Annotated in this window: 19 protein-coding genes; 10 read left to right on the forward strand and 9 right to left on the reverse strand. The window is 62.9% G+C overall.

Annotated features, from left to right (window positions below; genetic code table 11):
* The first annotated feature begins 41 nt into the window (after positions 1-41).
* On the forward strand, positions 42-266 hold the full coding sequence (locus BWR18_RS11490; RefSeq protein WP_076628365.1) for a YdcH family protein: 225 nt from the start codon (positions 42-44) through the stop codon (positions 264-266).
* Here BWR18_RS11490 and BWR18_RS11495 read toward each other — a convergent pair whose 3' ends face one another.
* On the reverse strand, positions 267-626 hold the full coding sequence (locus BWR18_RS11495) for a hypothetical protein (RefSeq protein WP_076628367.1): 360 nt from the start codon (positions 624-626) through the stop codon (positions 267-269).
* A 137-nt stretch (positions 627-763) separates the two neighbouring features.
* Between BWR18_RS11495 and purE the strand changes: the two genes are divergently transcribed.
* A complete protein-coding gene (gene purE, locus BWR18_RS11500) occupies positions 764-1,258 on the forward strand; it encodes a 5-(carboxyamino)imidazole ribonucleotide mutase (protein ID WP_076628368.1) in 495 nt (164 codons plus the stop codon).
* Positions 1,251-2,318, forward strand: a complete 1,068-nt coding sequence (locus BWR18_RS11505; RefSeq protein ID WP_076628370.1) for a 5-(carboxyamino)imidazole ribonucleotide synthase — start codon at positions 1,251-1,253, stop codon at positions 2,316-2,318. The genes purE and BWR18_RS11505 overlap by 8 nt, the downstream gene beginning before the upstream one ends.
* On the opposite strand, the gene BWR18_RS11510 is transcribed toward BWR18_RS11505, so the two are convergent.
* Together BWR18_RS11510 and BWR18_RS11515 are read right to left on the reverse strand one after the other, a co-directional pair.
* Complete coding sequence (locus tag BWR18_RS11510) at positions 2,315-3,460, reverse strand: alpha-D-ribose 1-methylphosphonate 5-triphosphate diphosphatase (protein ID WP_076628372.1); 1,146 nt, start codon at positions 3,458-3,460, stop codon at positions 2,315-2,317. The two genes, BWR18_RS11505 and BWR18_RS11510, sit on opposite strands and share 4 nt — an antisense overlap.
* Positions 3,447-4,217 (reverse strand): alpha/beta fold hydrolase, encoded by a 771-nt coding sequence (locus BWR18_RS11515; protein WP_076628374.1) that lies wholly within the window; start codon positions 4,215-4,217, stop codon positions 3,447-3,449. Before BWR18_RS11515 ends, BWR18_RS11510 begins: the two co-directional genes overlap by 14 nt.
* A gap of 71 nt (positions 4,218-4,288) precedes the next feature.
* On the opposite strand from BWR18_RS11515, the gene BWR18_RS11520 reads away from it, so the two are divergent.
* Positions 4,289-4,741: an NUDIX domain-containing protein gene (locus tag BWR18_RS11520; protein WP_157598724.1), complete on the forward strand. Its 453-nt coding sequence runs from the start codon at positions 4,289-4,291 to the stop codon at positions 4,739-4,741.
* On the opposite strand, the gene BWR18_RS11525 is transcribed toward BWR18_RS11520, so the two are convergent.
* Positions 4,707-5,555 (reverse strand): DMT family transporter, encoded by an 849-nt coding sequence (locus BWR18_RS11525; protein WP_076628377.1) that lies wholly within the window; start codon positions 5,553-5,555, stop codon positions 4,707-4,709. The two genes, BWR18_RS11520 and BWR18_RS11525, sit on opposite strands and share 35 nt — an antisense overlap.
* A gap of 97 nt (positions 5,556-5,652) precedes the next feature.
* Between BWR18_RS11525 and BWR18_RS11530 the strand changes: the two genes are divergently transcribed.
* Positions 5,653-5,946 (forward strand): putative quinol monooxygenase, encoded by a 294-nt coding sequence (locus tag BWR18_RS11530; protein ID WP_083957849.1) that lies wholly within the window; start codon positions 5,653-5,655, stop codon positions 5,944-5,946.
* Between the two features lie 32 nt (positions 5,947-5,978).
* On the forward strand, positions 5,979-6,380 hold the full coding sequence (locus tag BWR18_RS11535) for a MarR family winged helix-turn-helix transcriptional regulator (RefSeq protein WP_254684847.1): 402 nt from the start codon (positions 5,979-5,981) through the stop codon (positions 6,378-6,380).
* A 3-nt stretch (positions 6,381-6,383) separates the two neighbouring features.
* On the opposite strand, the gene BWR18_RS11540 is transcribed toward BWR18_RS11535, so the two are convergent.
* Together BWR18_RS11540 and BWR18_RS11545 are read right to left on the reverse strand one after the other, a co-directional pair.
* The gene (locus BWR18_RS11540; RefSeq protein ID WP_076628383.1) at positions 6,384-6,929 is read right to left on the reverse strand and encodes an AAA family ATPase; all 546 of its coding nucleotides are present in this window, start codon (positions 6,927-6,929) and stop codon (positions 6,384-6,386) included.
* 200 nt (positions 6,930-7,129) lie between these two features.
* Positions 7,130-8,887, reverse strand: a complete 1,758-nt coding sequence (locus BWR18_RS11545; protein WP_076628385.1) for an ABC transporter ATP-binding protein — start codon at positions 8,885-8,887, stop codon at positions 7,130-7,132.
* A 158-nt stretch (positions 8,888-9,045) separates the two neighbouring features.
* Here BWR18_RS11545 and BWR18_RS21660 point away from each other — a divergent pair, with 158 nt between their 5' ends.
* Positions 9,046-9,237: a hypothetical protein gene (locus BWR18_RS21660; RefSeq protein WP_157598726.1), complete on the forward strand. Its 192-nt coding sequence runs from the start codon at positions 9,046-9,048 to the stop codon at positions 9,235-9,237.
* A 30-nt stretch (positions 9,238-9,267) separates the two neighbouring features.
* Here BWR18_RS21660 and groL read toward each other — a convergent pair whose 3' ends face one another.
* Positions 9,268-10,911 carry a chaperonin GroEL gene (gene groL, locus BWR18_RS11550; protein ID WP_076628387.1) on the reverse strand — a complete coding sequence of 548 codons (1,644 nt, stop codon included), beginning with the start codon at positions 10,909-10,911 and terminating at the stop codon, positions 9,268-9,270.
* 51 nt (positions 10,912-10,962) lie between these two features.
* Positions 10,963-11,250 (reverse strand): co-chaperone GroES, encoded by a 288-nt coding sequence (locus tag BWR18_RS11555; RefSeq protein ID WP_076628389.1) that lies wholly within the window; start codon positions 11,248-11,250, stop codon positions 10,963-10,965.
* Between the two features lie 216 nt (positions 11,251-11,466).
* On the opposite strand from BWR18_RS11555, the gene BWR18_RS11560 reads away from it, so the two are divergent.
* Complete coding sequence (locus tag BWR18_RS11560) at positions 11,467-12,462, forward strand: TraB/GumN family protein (protein ID WP_083957689.1); 996 nt, start codon at positions 11,467-11,469, stop codon at positions 12,460-12,462.
* 60 nt (positions 12,463-12,522) lie between these two features.
* Here the strand turns inward: BWR18_RS11560 and BWR18_RS11565 are convergent, their stop codons facing one another.
* The gene (locus tag BWR18_RS11565; protein WP_076628390.1) at positions 12,523-13,197 is read right to left on the reverse strand and encodes a DUF2161 domain-containing phosphodiesterase; all 675 of its coding nucleotides are present in this window, start codon (positions 13,195-13,197) and stop codon (positions 12,523-12,525) included.
* A gap of 257 nt (positions 13,198-13,454) precedes the next feature.
* Here BWR18_RS11565 and BWR18_RS11570 point away from each other — a divergent pair, with 257 nt between their 5' ends.
* Together BWR18_RS11570 and BWR18_RS11575 are read left to right on the forward strand one after the other, a co-directional pair.
* Positions 13,455-14,375 (forward strand): manganese-dependent inorganic pyrophosphatase, encoded by a 921-nt coding sequence (locus tag BWR18_RS11570; protein ID WP_076628392.1) that lies wholly within the window; start codon positions 13,455-13,457, stop codon positions 14,373-14,375.
* Positions 14,376-14,414: 39 nt separating this feature from the next.
* On the forward strand, positions 14,415-15,344 hold the full coding sequence (locus tag BWR18_RS11575) for a crotonase/enoyl-CoA hydratase family protein (protein ID WP_076628394.1): 930 nt from the start codon (positions 14,415-14,417) through the stop codon (positions 15,342-15,344).
* The last annotated feature ends 60 nt before the right edge of the window (positions 15,345-15,404 follow it).

Consider the following 15,404-nt stretch of genomic DNA (forward strand, 5'->3'; position numbering starts at 1 on the left):
GCGATTATATTAAAGGCTCTGCAATTGCTTGGAATCGCGCCATGAATGCACCTTCGGACATCTCGATGAAGACGGATGACGTGCTGCGCGTTGAACTGGAAGTGTTCCGGCGTGAGCATCGGGATCTCGATGAGGCGATCCTGGCCCTGCAGGAGAAGGCCACTGGCGACCAGCTGACCATTCGGCGGCTGAAGAAGAAGAAGCTGATGCTGAAGGACAAGATCGCGATTATCGAAGACCGCCTGACCCCCGATATCATCGCCTGATCACTCGGCGCGGGTCAGTGCGCGCCAGCCGTCTTCGTCCACCGATCTGAGTCGCGCGAGGGCCCGTTCGGCATCTGCGCGCAGGGTGTCCTTGCTCTGGTCCTTGACCTCTTCGATGTCTGCGACCAGCTTGTCGATCTCGGGCAGGTCGGTTTTGGTGGCCTTGGCCAGGGTTTGCAGCGCCTCAAGTATCTTGCCCAGTTGGGTGCCGTAGCTGGCCACATCTGTGTGGATCTTGGCCTCGATCTCAGGCGCGCCGGCGATGTCGGGCGACAGGATGCGCGGGACGATTTCCTGGGTCACGTCACCGGAAAAGGGCGCGCGGAACATGGGCGCCCAGACGTCGAAGGGGGTCATCATGGTCAAATCTCCTGTGCTCAATGCGGCCAGCTTCGCCGCAGCGCAGCATGGTGTCAAATGAAACGCGCGTGCCGCCCATTGCCCCGCTGTGTGATCTGGCTATAGTGCGCGCTTTCTGACCTTGAGGGCCGCACGACATGACCCAACCCCCTGCCCCCGTTGGCATTATCATGGGCAGCCAGTCCGACTGGCCCACGATGCGCGAGGCTGCTGAGATGCTGGATGCGCTGGAGGTGCCCTATGAGACGCGGATCGTGTCGGCCCATCGCACGCCGGATCGTTTGTGGGATTATGGCAAGACGGCTGTGGATCGGGGTTTGAAGGTGATTATTGCAGGCGCCGGAGGCGCGGCGCATTTGCCGGGCATGATGGCGTCGAAGACGCGGGTGCCGGTGATCGGTGTGCCGGTGCAGACCAAGGCGCTGAGCGGGGTCGACAGCCTGTATTCCATCCTGCAAATGCCGCGCGGGTTTCCGGTTGCAACGATGGCGATTGGGGCCGCTGGGGCTGCGAATGCAGGGCTGATGGCGGCGGGTATTCTGGCGGTGTCGGATGCGGCCCTGGCTGAACGGCTTGAGGCGTGGCGAGACGCCCTGTCGGCGTCGATCCCCGAGGTGCCAAGCGATGACTGAGCCGCTGGCGCCGGGCGCGACGATTGGTATTCTGGGCGGTGGTCAGCTGGGCCGGATGCTGTCGGTGGCTGCGAGCCGTTTGGGCTTTCGCACGCATATCTATGATCCATCGGAATTGCCGCCTGCGGGCGATGTTGCGCATCTGGTAACGACGGCACCTTACGAGGACAGCGATGCGCTTTTTGCCTTTGCGACGACCGTGGACGTTGTCACCTACGAGTTCGAGAACATCCCGACCCTGACGCTGGATGCGCTGGAAGACCACGCGCCGATCCGGCCGGGGCGCGAGGCGCTGCGGGTGAGCCAGGACCGACTGGTGGAGAAGGAATTTCTGCAAGGGCTGGGCCTGAAAACGGCCGCCTTTGCCGATGTGCCGGATATGGCGGCGCTGGCCACGGCACTGCCCCAGATCGGTGCGCCTGCGATCCTGAAGACGCGGCGCTTTGGTTATGACGGCAAAGGGCAGGCCCGGATCATGGACCCCACGGGGGCCGAAGCTGCGCTGGCCGAAATGCAGGGCGCGCCTGCGATCCTGGAAGGGTTTGTGGACTTCAGCCACGAGGTGTCTGTCATCGCGGCCCGGGGACTGGATGGCGCCGTGGCCTGTTTCGATCCGGGCGAGAACGTGCACAAGGACGGTATCCTGCACACAACCACTGTCCCTGCCCGGCTGAGCGCAAGCCAACGGACGGATGCCGTTCTGCTGGCTGCCAATATTCTGAATGCGCTGGAATATGTCGGCGTTCTGGGTGTGGAACTGTTTGTCACACCGCAGGGCCTGATCGTGAACGAGATCGCGCCGCGCGTGCACAATTCCGGCCACTGGACGCAGAACGGCTGTGTCGTGGACCAGTTCGAGCAGCATATCCGCGCCATTGCTGGCTGGCCGCTGGGCGATGGCAAGCGTCATGCGGATGTGGTGATGGAGAACCTGATCGGCGATGACATGGACCGGGTGCCGGAGCTGGCGAAGGACCCGGCGACCGCCCTGCACCTTTACGGGAAGGCCGAAGCGCGGGCCGGTCGCAAAATGGGCCATGTGAACCGCATCGCCGGTTAGGCTGCGGCCAGGAACCGCTGTGCGACGTCACCTGCCATGTAACTGACCCGCCCACCCGAGATGGTGGCTGCCACGCGGTCGCGGTCATCCAGGATCACGAGGTCGGCGCGTTTGCCCGGTTCGAGTGTGCCCCGGTCTGTCAGCCCCAGCACGGCGGCTGGCCCGGATGACACCAGCGCCCACGCCCCCTCGATCCCCATCAGCCCGCTTTTTGCCAGCATCAGCGCGGCGCGGCGCGGCGACGGGTAGTGGTAGTCGGACGCGATCGCATCGCAGAGCCCCATGGCGATCAGGTCCAGGGCGGACGCATTGCCCTTGTGCGACCCGCCCCGGACCACGTTCGGAGAGCCCAACACCACAAGGTCGCCTGTGGTCTTGGCCGCTTCCGCCGCCTCAAGCGTTTCAGGAAATTCGGCCACATGCGCGCCGCGGGCATGCCATGTCGCGCGCTGCCCGGTCGTGTGGTCATCATGGCTGCCCAGCTGCACACCCTGCCCCTTAAGCGTGTTGCAGAGCGCGTCGAGGGCAGCAGGCACCTGGCCGCCCCGCGCGTGCATGTCGAGCAGCATCTGGAAATGCACATCCGGGTTTCGCCGGGCCTTGAGCGCCTGCCCCGTCAGGCGCGGCGGTTTGCGCCCCTGCGCCAGTCGGTCATGTGGCAGGTGGTCGTTGAACACGACGTATTCGACCTGCCAGTCGGCAATGCGCCCGGGCAAGTCGTCATAGAGGTCCAGCATATGGGTTTCGAACCGCAGTTGCGGGCGCAGGTCGGTCACCACGTCGCCCCGCGTGGCGGCTATCGCGGTGAACACCTGATCGGCAAAATCGAGCCCGCGCAGGCCGCCCTCCCAACTGACGAACTGGGCGAGGACGGCGGTGGTGATGCCGTTGGCAGCGATCTCGGCCTCGGCTGCGGCGATCCCTTCGTTCATCTGTTTCATGGCGCCCCGGCGCGGGGCCATGTGCCGTTCGAACCCGTCACCATGCACGTCGATGATACCGGGCAGGATGCGGTAGCCAGCCAGATCGACAGCGCGCCCGACGGGGGCGTCTGTGATCTGCCCTTGGGCCATGGACAGGGTCGCCACCTTGGGGCCGGAGGGCAGCAGAACCTCGGCCCCGATCAGGTCAATTTCGATCATTGTCGTTTCCCGTCAGGCAGTCGCCTTCGGGACAGCCCAGTTGTTCAAGCACCGCATCGACCCAGCGCAGGTCCCGGTCGAAGGCTCCGTTTTCCAGAAAGGTCAGGACCTGTGCAATCACGTTGGGATTGTTCATCATGAAGGTGTGCGTGACGGGCAACACGAGGTGGTCGGTCATCCCCGCAACGGGGGTTGCGACGACCGACACCTTGCCATCGTCCCGTCCCGGCAGGAGCGACGAGAAGTAGGGGTTGAGCGACTGTTCACCGGCAATGATCCCCACCGGATAGGTCACCGCCGGAAGGTTGCGCGGCAGGCTGGCCGGACCCGTGCCCAACTGGCGCCCGGCGGGGCCGTTGAACCAGCCGAACGCTTCGAGGTCGCCCAGTTCATCCACCACCTCGCTGCCGCGATTGGGCGGGGCCAGCATGACCGTGCGGCCCAGATTGTTCGGCACGGCCGTGTTTGCGAACCAGTAGCGCACGAGGATGCCGCCCATGGAGTGTGTGACGAAATGGACGGTGTCCTCGCCACAGGTTTCCATCGCACGCGGCATGACGTCGAGCGCGAGTGTTTCCACCGTTTCGGTGGTCGAGGGGTAGCCGGGTCTCACCACGCGGTAGCCGTCCGACAGCAGCGCTTGTTCCAGCACCAAAAGCGATGCCTCGGTCCGGGCAAGGCCGTGCAGCAGTACCACGCAGTCTGCGCGTGCCGTGCTGGCCACAAGGGCGAGGATGAGGGTGACAATCCATCTCATGCCTCTTGAGATAGCTTTCCGTGCGCCGCTATGGAATGGTGACGCGTCGTCTTTCACTCAAAGGTGTGATCATGCGCCCGAAATCCCCCCGCATTGCTGTCCGGGCTGTCATCGTCGAGGACGGGCGCCTGTTGATGGTCAACGCCTGGCACACGGCCAAGAGCGACTTGATGTGTGCGCCCGGCGGCGGGGTCGAGGTGGGCAGCAGCCTGCCTGCCAACCTGGCCCGTGAGGTGCATGAGGAGACCGGACTGACCATCGAAGTGGGACCGCCCTGTCTGGTCAACGAGTACCATGACGCGCCCAGCCAGTTTCACCAGGTCGAGGTGTTCTTTCGCTGCGTGATCGTGCCGGGCACTCTGCGCCCTGAGGTGTGGCATGACGCTGAGGCCGTAGTGACTGAACGCCGGTGGCTGACCGCGGAGGAGTTGGCGCGCGTCCCGCACAAGCCCGACAGTCTGGGGGCCGTGGCCTTTGGTGCGGGTGGTGTCAGTTATGACCCGCTTGAGCCGTTGATGCGGTGACGGCCACGGCGATGCCCCCGATGACGAGGGCGGCTGCCAGTGCGAGGCTGAGCGACAGCGCCTCGCCCAGCAGGAGCGCGCCACCGGCGATGGCGATGATGGGCACGCTGAGCTGCAGGACTGCTGCTGTTTGAGCCGCCAGCTGCGGCAGGATGCTGTACCAGAGCGCGTAGCCGAGGCCGGAAGTGACGGCGCCCGATAGGATGGCGAGAGCAATGCCCGACGGCGCGGCTTGGAGGCCGGTGCCAAAGAGCAGGACAGCCAGGATTGGTAGCGTCCAGACGAAGTTGGCCGCTGTGGCCGCCAGCGGGTCGGTGGCCCGTTTGCCCACCAGCGTGTAGGCGGCCCAACCGAGCCCGGCGACGACCATGAGCGCCGCACCCGTGATGTCTCCGCCCGCGGTGTCGTCGGGCCAGAGAGCGATCAGCAGACCGCCAAAGGCCATGCTGGCCCCCATCAGTTGCCGTGTCGTTGGGTGGCCTCCGCGCAGGGCGGACCAGCCGAACATGGTGACCTGAACGGTGCCGAAGAGGATCAACGCACCAAGCCCTGCGTCGAGCGTGACATAGGCCAGCGAGAACCCGATCATGTAGGCGGCGAGGCTGAACGCCCCAACCATCCGGTCGCGGTGCAGAAGCGGCAACCCGCCGCCGCGCACCGTCAGGATCATGCAGAGCGCCACGGCGCCAGCCAGCACCCGGATCATCGCAAAGCTCGACGGGTCGATCCCGCCGCCATCCACCGCCATACGGTTCAGCACGGAGTTGGCCGCAAAAGCGATCATGGTGAGGCAGGTCAGAAGGATCAGGCGCATACGCGTCCCTTACCCCGACCCCGACGCAGGGCCAAGTGGGGTTGAGGTCGTGCGCTGCAATCAATATAGTTAGCATGATAACCATATGGAGGATACCATGTCCGAACTGAGTATTTTCGCCACCATTCGCCCCAAACCAGAACACCGCGCCGACGCACTGGCGGCCATCCATAGCGTCCTTGATGCAACGCGGGCCGAGCCGGGGTGCCGCCGGTTTGAGTTGAACGTCGATGCGGGTGCAGATGATGCGCTGTATCTGGTGGAGACCTGGCAGGATGACGCCGCGCTCGAGACGCATTATGCACAGGACTATATTCGTGAGGTTTTTGCCGCCTACGAAACCTGGCTGACCGAACCGGTGCAGATCGTCCGGATGCGCCGCGAAGGCTGATGTTTTTCCTAAAGGACCTCCCGAGCGCGGAGATGATCGAGGGTGTCACGGCAAATGTGCCCGAAGTGTCACCGCCACGCGTGCTTTCCGTGCTGACGCGGCTGCGGGCCGCAAGCGTGCTCATGCGCGATGGGGAGGCTTATCTGCGGGGGCACGGTCTGTCGCAGACACAGTTCCTGGCCCTGATGATGATCATGCGGGAACCGGAGCGGACCAGCCTGTCGGCCGTCGAGATCGCGACGCGGCTCGATGTATCAAAACCGGTGCTGAGCAAGGTGCTGGCCAGCCTGATCGACAAGGGGCTGATCGCACCTGCGGCGAAGCAACCGGCGGACCGGCGTCAAAAGCAATTATGCCTGACCGCCGAAGGCACGCGCCGATTTGCGGACATTCTGCCCGGATACTTCCGCATCCTGCACGCCGCTGATCTTTAGACCCTAGCGGTGCGGAATGCCCAGATTACCGATCGCAACCGCGTCCGACAGACCATCAAGGAAACGACGGACGGCGGCGGGCGAGGTCAGATGGTACTTGGTCTTGTCCGCGGGCGCGCCGTCATAAAGCGCGCGCATGTTGGCCCGGCTCGTGTGCCGTGTGCGCCAGATATAGGATAGGAATTCGGCGCTGAACTGTTCGGGGCAGCCTTCGGGCAGGTCAGGTCGCGACCGCCCATAATGTTTGATCGTCCGCCAAAGAACACGGCGCAACCGCAGGCCAAGGGGCAGGTCGAGCCAGATCAACGTATCGGCACGGTCGAGCCGTTGAGGCCATGTCCTGCTGTGTCCGCCTTCGAAAATCCATGTGGGCTTGGCAATCACGTCGAGGGTCATTGCCGATTTCTCTTGCGCCGCACGCTCGACCCAGCCGGATGTCCAGTGGATGAGGTCAATATGAATGACGTGCAGGAACGTCTTGTCACCCAACTGCCCGGCAAGGGTCGACTTGCCCGATCCGGGCTGTCCGATGATCATCACGCGCTGCATGGTTGGAGCGTGGCGCACGGGTGGGGCGGTGGCAAGACGTACGGGGAATGTTGGCCGAAAGGCCGCGCTGTCTCAGACCTATCAAGGAGCTGTTTGGACATGCGGGAAAGGTTTTCTGCGCGGTAGGTCATGCGAGGATGCCCGTCTGAAAGGAACTGGGGCGCGCCGGAAGATGTCCCGGCGCGCCCCTTTTCTTGCCATCAAGCCGCCAGCGTCTGACGGGCCCGCAAGGCGCGGTAAAGGCCGTCTTTGCGCGCCATAAGCTCGGCGGGCGTCCCATCCTCGACGATGCGGCCCTGATCGAAGACCAGGATCCGGTCCATCCGTTCGACGGTGGCCAGCCGGTGGGCAATGACGAGCGTCGTGCGCCCCTCCATCAGCCGTTCGGCGGCTTCGGCCACGCGCGCCTCAGCCTCGGAATCGAGTGACGAGGTCGCCTCGTCCATCACCAGCACCGGGGCGTCAGACAGAAAGGCCCGCGCGATGGCGACGCGCTGGCGCTCGCCTCCCGAGAGTTTCACGCCGCGCTCGCCCACCGCCGTGCCGTAGCCCTTGGGCAGCTTCTGGATAAAGCTTGCGGCCCCGGCCCGTTCTGCCGCTTCGCGCACTTCGGACGGGGTCGCACCCGGCCGCGCATAGGCGATGTTTTCCGCAAGCGAGCGGTGAAACAGCACCGGCTCTTGCGGCACCAATGCGATATGGCGGCGCAGTGCGTGAAGCGGGACCTGGGCAATGTCCACACCGCCCAGCATGATGGCACCCTCCGTCACCTCATGGATCCGCTGGATCAGCTTGACAAACGTCGTCTTGCCCGAGCCAGACCGACCCACGAGACCCACCTTTTGCCCCGCGGGGATCGAGAGGTTCAGGTCGACGAAGAGCGGCGTGGCAGCGCCTGCGTAGCCGTAAGTGACGTTGTCAAAGGCGAGCCCAGCCGCGCGCGCAGGCAACGCTTTTGCCGGTTGATGCACGACCTCCTGTTCCGGCTTTGTAGCCATCAGCTCCACCAGCTCTTCGGCGTCGTTGATCGACTTTTGCAACATGCGGACATGGTTGCCCATCTGGCGCAGATAGCCGTCCATCATGCCCAGGGCCGACACGACGAAGGCGATCTCACCCGCGCCCGCCGCCCCCTGCACGAAGGCCAGAAGCGCGCCGCCCAACACGGCCCCCCGCAGCATCCAGAGGGAGCTGTCCTGCACCAGACCGGACCACGTGCCGCGCCGCCAGGTGCGCCGCGTGCGGTGCGCCCATTTCGACAGGACCCGGCCCAGCCGCGAGTCCTCGCGCGCTTCGCCAGCGTGCGCCCGCACGACGGGGTTCGAGGTGATGGCGTCGGCGAGCGCGCCCGACACACGGCTGTCCTGTGCGTTCGACAGCCGCGCCGCGGGTGCCACCCAAGTCAGGGTCAGCGTCAATGACAGGCCAAGGAACAGCAGCGCCCCGGCGGCTGCAATCAGACCAATGTCCCAGCGGAAGGAGGCAAGCGTGCCAATGGTGCCCAACAGCACGAGCGCAGACGGCAAAAGTGCCAACAGCAGCACGTCGGCCATGTCGTCAAGCGCCCAGGCGCCGCGCGTGATCTGCCGCACCGTTGAACCGGCGAACGCATTGGCGTGCCAGTCTGCGGGCAAGCGTTGCACGCGTGCAAACGCCTCTTGTTCCGCCGTGCGCATGGTTGGCACGGTCAGAGCGATGATTGCGAAGTAGCTCAGGATCTTGCCCCCGATCGAGACGACGCCGAGGCCGAGCAGAGTGGCAAAGGACAGCCATGGCGATGCGCCTTCGGACACGGCCGCGACAAGGCGTCCCGTGATCACGGGGATCGTGACGTCCGCCGCCGTAGAGATCAGCACGAGCGACAGGATGGCGGCAACAAGGCCGGGACGGCGGGCCCAGAGGCGTATGGCGAAGGACAGAACGCGCGCAATGGCGCCATTGGAGGACAACAGAGACATGAAATGACCACGGGGCAAGCCCGTGCCTCGGATGTAAATGAAGTGGAGTGTCCTGATGTTGGACGCAGCGAGTGACGAAAAAGGGGCAACCGGCCCTAGTTGGTCAGGATGGTACTCGTAGGTGAGTGCCCTGCAAGAAGGTGCGCATATCGATAATCATGGTCGCCCTCCTTGTTTGTTGGCATCGCTATGCGCTTGGTACGGCGGCGATCACGGCCAAGTCAAGCGATGTCGAAGGGGTCGATTTTTCATTGGCGGATTTTTGCTCGACCTTAACGGGAAAAAACACTGTCCTGACATCCCGTGAAACGAAAAAGGGCCGCCCCATGGGCGACCCTTCGTTGTCTTGATCAGGTCGGTGAGACGCCGACCCAAGCCGCTTACATCATGCCGCCCATGCCGCCCATGTCGGGCATGCCGCCGGGTGCACCGCCCGCGCCTTCTTTGGCGGGCTTGTCGGCCACCATGGCTTCGGTCGTGATCAGCAGCGACGCGACCGAGGCTGCGTCTTGCAGAGCCGTGCGGACCACTTTGGCAGGGTCGATCACACCGAAAGCGAACATATCGCCATATTCTTCGGTCTGGGCGTTGAAGCCAAAGGACAGGTCATCGCTTTCGCGGATCTTGCCAGCAACCACGGCACCATCGACACCGGCGTTTTCGGCGATCTGGCGCAGCGGCGATTCAATCGCCTTGCGCACGATCGAGATGCCGACGTTCTGGTCGTTGTTTTCACCGGTCAGGCCGTCGAGCGACTTGGCCGCCTGGACCAGAGCAACACCACCACCGACGACAACACCTTCCTGCACAGCAGCGCGGGTTGCGTTCAGGGCGTCATCGACGCGGTCCTTACGCTCTTTCACTTCCACTTCGGTCATGCCGCCGACGCGGATCACGGCAACACCGCCTGCCAGTTTGGCAACGCGCTCTTGCAGCTTCTCACGGTCGTAGTCGGACGTGGTTTCTTCGATCTGGCCGCGGATCTGGGCAACGCGTGCCTCGATCTCGGCTTTCTCGCCATTGCCGTCGATGACAGTGGTCTCGTCTTTGGTGATCTGAAGACGCTTGGCAGTGCCCAGCATGTCCATGGTCACGTTCTCGAGCTTCATGCCCAGATCTTCGGAGATCACCTGGCCACCGGTCAGGATCGCGATGTCCTGCAACATGGCCTTGCGGCGGTCGCCGAAGCCGGGCGCTTTGACGGCTGCGATCTTCAGGCCGCCGCGCAGTTTGTTCACAACCAAAGTTGCCAGCGCTTCGCCTTCGACGTCTTCCGCGATGATCAGCAGCGGTTTCTGCGACTGGATCACCGACTCGAGCAGCGGAACCATCGGCTGCAGCGACGACAGTTTCTTCTCGTGCAGGAGGATCATGCAGTCTTCAAGCTCGGCGGTCATCTTGTCCGCATTGGTCACGAAGTACGGCGACAGGTAGCCGCGGTCGAATTGCATACCTTCGACGACGTCGGTTTCTGTTTCCAGACCCTTGTTTTCCTCGACGGTGATGACACCTTCGTTGCCGACCTTCTGCATCGCGTCTGCGATCTGCTGGCCGATCTCGGCTTCGCCGTTGGCGGAGATGGTGCCGACCTGTGCCACTTCGGCGCTGTCGTTCACTTCGCGCGAGGCGGATTTGATGGCTTCAACGACTTTGGCTGTCGCCATGTCGATGCCGCGCTTGAGGTCCATCGGGTTCATGCCGGCGGCAACCGATTTCATGCCTTCCTTGACGATGGCCTGGGCCAGTACGGTTGCGGTCGTTGTGCCGTCACCCGCTTCGTCGTTGGTACGCTGGGCCACTTCTTTGACCATTTGCGCGCCCATGTTTTCGAACTTGTCTTCCAGTTCGATTTCCTTGGCAACCGACACACCGTCCTTGGTGATGCGCGGTGCGCCAAAGGATTTGTCCAGCACCACGTTGCGGCCTTTGGGGCCCAGTGTCACTTTGACGGCGTCAGCCAGAATGTTCACGCCTTTCAGCATGCGCCCGCGGGCATCTGTGTCGAATTTGACGTCCTTAGCCATATTCAATTCTCCTGTGAGAGTTCCGTTCAGAGGTCAGAGAAGCGGGGTCGCTTACTCGATGATCCCCATGATGTCGCTTTCTTTCATCATCAGCAGCTCTTCGCCGTCGATGGTGACCTCGGTGCCGGACCATTTGCCAAACAGCACCTTGTCGCCGCCTTTCACAGCCATTTCGATCAGCTCGCCGCTGTCTTTCCGGGCGCCGGGGCCTGCGGAGACAATCTCGCCTTCGCTTGGCTTTTCCTTGGCGCTATCGGGAATGATCAGCCCGCCAGCGGTTTTCTCTTCGCTTTCTGTGCGGCGTACCAGCACGCGGTCATGAAGCGGTTTCAATGCCATCTTTGCAGCTCCTTGAGGCTCAAAGTTTTCTCCCTTGGACCCCGTATCCGAGGCCGTTAGCACTCATCACATGCGAGTGATAACGTGGCGTAGGTAAGCAAGCGCCCCGAGTGAGTCAACCACGCGGTCCTGTAAATTTTGCAATGTCCGCCCAAGGTTGACTTGGAACCCGGTGCATCATTGCCTAGCCTGCCCAAGACAAGCGGTGAGGATGCGATGCGGACCCTATTCAAATACGCGCTTTGCGCCATGGCGATGATGGCGCCTGTGGCGCTGCATGCCGCCTGTTCCGGAGCCGATCTGCGCCCGCAGCTGAGCACCGAGGCACGCGCAGAGATTGCCGAGCGCACCGCCGCCCTGCCCTTTCCCGAAGGCAACCACTGGCGCGCAACCCGCGGGGACCAGACCATTACCGTGATCGGTACGATGCACCTGCATGATCCGCGCATGAATGACATCGTGGATCGACTGGCCCCGACGCTGGCGTCCACCGACCTTTTGCTGGTTGAAATCACAGCCGAAGAAGAAGCCGCGCTGCTCAACGCTGTCTCGACCGATCCGACCATCGCCTTTATCACCGACGGACCCAGCCTGATCGACCGCGTGTCGCCCAAAATATGGGCCGTGCTGGCCGAAGCTGCGCAAAAGCGGGGCGTGCCGCCGTTCATGGCGGCCAAGTACCAGCCGTGGTTCCTGTCCATGACGCTTTCCATCGCGCCCTGTGCCATGGCCGATTTGCACGCTGGCAGGGTGGGACTGGACAAGATGATCATGGCAAAGGCCCGCCAGGCAGATGTGCCGATCATGGCGCTGGAAACCCATCGCGAGATGATTGATCTGCTGGCCGCCGACCCGGTCGACGAACAGGTACGGTTCCTACCGCTTGCCGCACAGATGGAAGGCACGGTCGATGACGCCACCGCCACGACCATTGCGGCCTATTTTGAGGAGCAGCATGGCGCGCTGCTGGCCTTTTCCCGCGTGTTCACCCGCGATCAGATCGATTTTCCGCCCGCAGAATTCGAAGCCTTGTTTGACGAAATGATGGGCACACTTCTGGACCGGCGAAACCTGCTGTGGATGGACCGGATTGATGCGCGCGACGAGCGGAGCATCGTCATCGCCGTGGGTGCGGCACATCTGGGGGGCGAGACAGGGGTGCTGAAGCAGTTGGAGACACGCGGGTTCACATTGCAACGGCAGCCGTTCTAAAGCGCTCGGAACTGACGCAGTTTCCAGTCACGTGTGCGGGGTGTTTTGCGTCAAAACACGCTACGCGCCCAGGACCTGACCAGACTGCGCCACGGCGTCCGCCCCCTTGGGCGTCAGGCCATAAACGCCTGTTTCGACCTTTTCGAACCAGCCATAGTGATCATCGCGCATCATCTGGGTGGCGCGCGTGACCCCCGTTTCCCGGGCCACATCGGCGCCCTTGCTCGCCCCCACTTCGTAAAGGAACATCGCCAGTTTCAGCGCGTCCTGGCGGTACGCCGTGATCAGTCCGACGCGGGTCTGGCCGCCATCGTTTGGGTCGCCCTGCCGGGACGCGAACTCTTTCAACAACCGCCCCTGCCGTTTGGCGTTCTTGCGCGGCGCGTACGGTCCCGGGTCGCAATGCACCTGCACCAGCCCATCCGACAGCCGCACCGTCATCAGCCCAAGCCCGAGACGCCGACACAGGCGCGTCATGTCCTTGATCGCCTTGAGAAACCGCTTCCCCTTGCCGCGTTCGACGGCCATGTAGACATCGTCGCTGACCGACAGGCGCGCCACGCATTGATGCACAAGTGCCAGCGAGAAGCCGAGTTTCAGCTCCACGATCACCGGCGCCTCACCGCCACGGACGGCGACAACATCGGCCGCGCCGACCTCTGATTTCACGACATATCCCTGCCCTTCGAGAAAGGACTTGATAGGTGGGTAAAGGTCGGTTTCGCGGGTCGTCACGTTTCGGGTTCCGGGTTGGCGTGTGCGAGGAAACCCGCGCACGCGCCCTTTGGCAAGCCCTAGCGCCCGCGGGTGCGCAAAGGTTCTTCTATGCGGCCGCTTGGTTCGTTTTCGCAGCACTCCTATACCCTTTTACTTAAACACACGCCGGAAAGACGGGCGCGACAATTGCACACTGACCCGCCCCCCGTGACACCATGGGAAAGGTTGCTATAAGGGCGCCGAAATATCCCCCCTCCCCCGAAGGACGCATTCTGATGAGCACGCTTGTTTTTGGCCATAAATCCCCCGACACCGATTCCACCGGATCGCCCATCATCTGGGCCTGGTATCTGAACGAGATCAAAGGGGTCGAGGCAGAGCCCGTGCTGCTGGGCGAACCCAACACCGAAGCGGCCTTTGTTCTTAACAAGTGGGACCTGCCCAAGCCGCGCATCATCGACGGCGTGGACGCAGACCAGCCCGTGGTCATCGTGGATACCAACAACCCGGCCGAGTTGCCCGACGCGATCAACGATGCTGACATTACTGCCATAATCGACCACCACAAGCTGGTCGGCGGGCTGGAAACCAAGGGGCCCATCGACATCCGCATCGAGCCTGTCGCGTGCACCGCCACGATCATGTGGAAAATGATCGGCAAGGACATGGCGCAGATGCCCACGGGCGTCAAAGGCGCGATGCTGTCCTGCATCCTGTCCGACACGCTGGAATTCCGCTCGCCCACCACAACGCAGGAAGACAAGGCGATTGCCTGGGACCTGTCCAAGGACCTGGGCGTGGACATGTCGGCCTATGCATCCGAGATGTTCGAGGCGAAGTCGGACGTGTCGGCGTTTTCTGACGCCGAACTTTTGCGCATGGACAGCAAGGAATACGCGGTCGACGGGACACAATTCCGGGTCTCCGTGCTGGAAACCACAGCGCCCAAGCTGGTGCTGGACCGCAAAGACAGCCTGATGTCGTCCATGGTCGATGTCGCGAAAGAGGATGGCGCGGACGAGGTTCTGCTCTTTGTCGTCGATATCCTGAACGAGGAAGCCACGATGCTGATCCCAAATGACCGCGTTAAGGGCGTGGCAGAGAAAAGCTTTGACGCCACCGTGTCCGGCGACACCGTCGTTTTGCCCGGCGTCATGAGCCGCAAGAAACAGATCATTCCGAACCTCAAAGTCTGAGCGCGCCGGGCGGAGGGCACCTCCGCCTTACGATTTAAGATGCGAAGGCGGGCAACTGGCCCGCCTTACCTTTTTGTGCAAGCCTCCCGTCAAAGGGAGGACATCATGCGCACCATCAAGACAGAGAAAGATGGCCGGATCGGTCGCATCATCCTGAACCGTCCAGAGGTGATGAATGCCATCGACGACGATCTGCCCCGCGAATTGCAGGCGGCGGTGGAGGCGTTCGATACGGACCGCGACGTGCATGTGATGGTCCTGTCGGGCGCAGGAAAAGCCTTTTGCGCAGGCTACGATCTCGCGCATTACGCCCAGGACCCCGAGAACAAGATCACGCAAGACATGCCTTGGGACCCTATGCAGGACTATCAGTTCATGTGGGCCAACACCCAATGCTTCATGTCGCTGTTCCGCGCTATGAAGCCGGTGATCGCAAAAGTGCATGGGTTCGCTGTGGCTGGCGGGTCTGACATCGCCCTGTGTTGCGACATGGTGGTGATGGAGGACACCGCCCAGATCGGCTACATGCCTGCCCGCGTGTGGGGGTGTCCAACGACGGCGATGTGGGTCTACCGGCTGGGGCCGGAACGCGCCAAGCGGATGCTGCTGACAGGCGACAAGATCAGTGGAACCGAGGCCGCTGAGATGGGGCTGGTGCTGAAAGCCGTACCTGCTGATGAACTGGACGCAGAGGTCAACGCGCTGGCTGCCCGCATGGCGTCCGTGCCGATCAACCAGCTTGCGATGAACAAGATGGTCATCAATCAGACGCTTGAAGCGACGATCACCCAGACCCAGCGCCTGGCAACCGTGTTCGACGGCATCACGCGCCATTCGCCGGAGGGTTTGAACTTCAAGGCGCGCTCTGAAACCGTGGGCTGGAAACAGGCGGTGAAAGAACGCGATAGGGGTCTATATGACTGGACGCGGGACCATCCGCTGAACGACCCGGATCGTCGCGCCGACTAGCCCTTTCGCCCCTGCGATGGCTGTGGCACATGCCGGTTGACTGAACTTCGCCGGAGGCAC

This window comes from Tateyamaria omphalii, assembly GCF_001969365.1.
Lineage (GTDB): Bacteria > Pseudomonadota > Alphaproteobacteria > Rhodobacterales > Rhodobacteraceae > Tateyamaria > Tateyamaria omphalii_A.

Bases quoted from the DNA above. Each gene is read 5' to 3' on its own strand.
- BWR18_RS11490 (WP_076628365.1), top strand. From the start codon at position 42: ATGAATGCACCTTCGGACATCTCGATGAAGACGGATGACGTGCTGCGC.
- BWR18_RS11495 (WP_076628367.1), bottom strand. From the start codon at position 626: ATGATGACCCCCTTCGACGTCTGGGCGCCCATGTTCCGCGCGCCCTTT.
- purE (WP_076628368.1), top strand. From the start codon at position 764: ATGACCCAACCCCCTGCCCCCGTTGGCATTATCATGGGCAGCCAGTCC.
- BWR18_RS11505 (WP_076628370.1), top strand. From the start codon at position 1,251: ATGACTGAGCCGCTGGCGCCGGGCGCGACGATTGGTATTCTGGGCGGT.
- BWR18_RS11510 (WP_076628372.1), bottom strand. From the start codon at position 3,460: ATGATCGAAATTGACCTGATCGGGGCCGAGGTTCTGCTGCCCTCCGGC.
- BWR18_RS11515 (WP_076628374.1), bottom strand. From the start codon at position 4,217: ATGAGATGGATTGTCACCCTCATCCTCGCCCTTGTGGCCAGCACGGCA.
- BWR18_RS11520 (WP_157598724.1), top strand. From the start codon at position 4,289: ATGCGCCCGAAATCCCCCCGCATTGCTGTCCGGGCTGTCATCGTCGAG.
- BWR18_RS11525 (WP_076628377.1), bottom strand. From the start codon at position 5,555: ATGCGCCTGATCCTTCTGACCTGCCTCACCATGATCGCTTTTGCGGCC.
- BWR18_RS11530 (WP_083957849.1), top strand. From the start codon at position 5,653: ATGTCCGAACTGAGTATTTTCGCCACCATTCGCCCCAAACCAGAACAC.
- BWR18_RS11535 (WP_254684847.1), top strand. From the start codon at position 5,979: ATGATCGAGGGTGTCACGGCAAATGTGCCCGAAGTGTCACCGCCACGC.
- BWR18_RS11540 (WP_076628383.1), bottom strand. From the start codon at position 6,929: ATGCAGCGCGTGATGATCATCGGACAGCCCGGATCGGGCAAGTCGACC.
- BWR18_RS11545 (WP_076628385.1), bottom strand. From the start codon at position 8,887: ATGTCTCTGTTGTCCTCCAATGGCGCCATTGCGCGCGTTCTGTCCTTC.
- BWR18_RS21660 (WP_157598726.1), top strand. From the start codon at position 9,046: ATGGTCGCCCTCCTTGTTTGTTGGCATCGCTATGCGCTTGGTACGGCG.
- groL (WP_076628387.1), bottom strand. From the start codon at position 10,911: ATGGCTAAGGACGTCAAATTCGACACAGATGCCCGCGGGCGCATGCTG.
- BWR18_RS11555 (WP_076628389.1), bottom strand. From the start codon at position 11,250: ATGGCATTGAAACCGCTTCATGACCGCGTGCTGGTACGCCGCACAGAA.
- BWR18_RS11560 (WP_083957689.1), top strand. From the start codon at position 11,467: ATGCGGACCCTATTCAAATACGCGCTTTGCGCCATGGCGATGATGGCG.
- BWR18_RS11570 (WP_076628392.1), top strand. From the start codon at position 13,455: ATGAGCACGCTTGTTTTTGGCCATAAATCCCCCGACACCGATTCCACC.
- BWR18_RS11575 (WP_076628394.1), top strand. From the start codon at position 14,415: ATGCGAAGGCGGGCAACTGGCCCGCCTTACCTTTTTGTGCAAGCCTCC.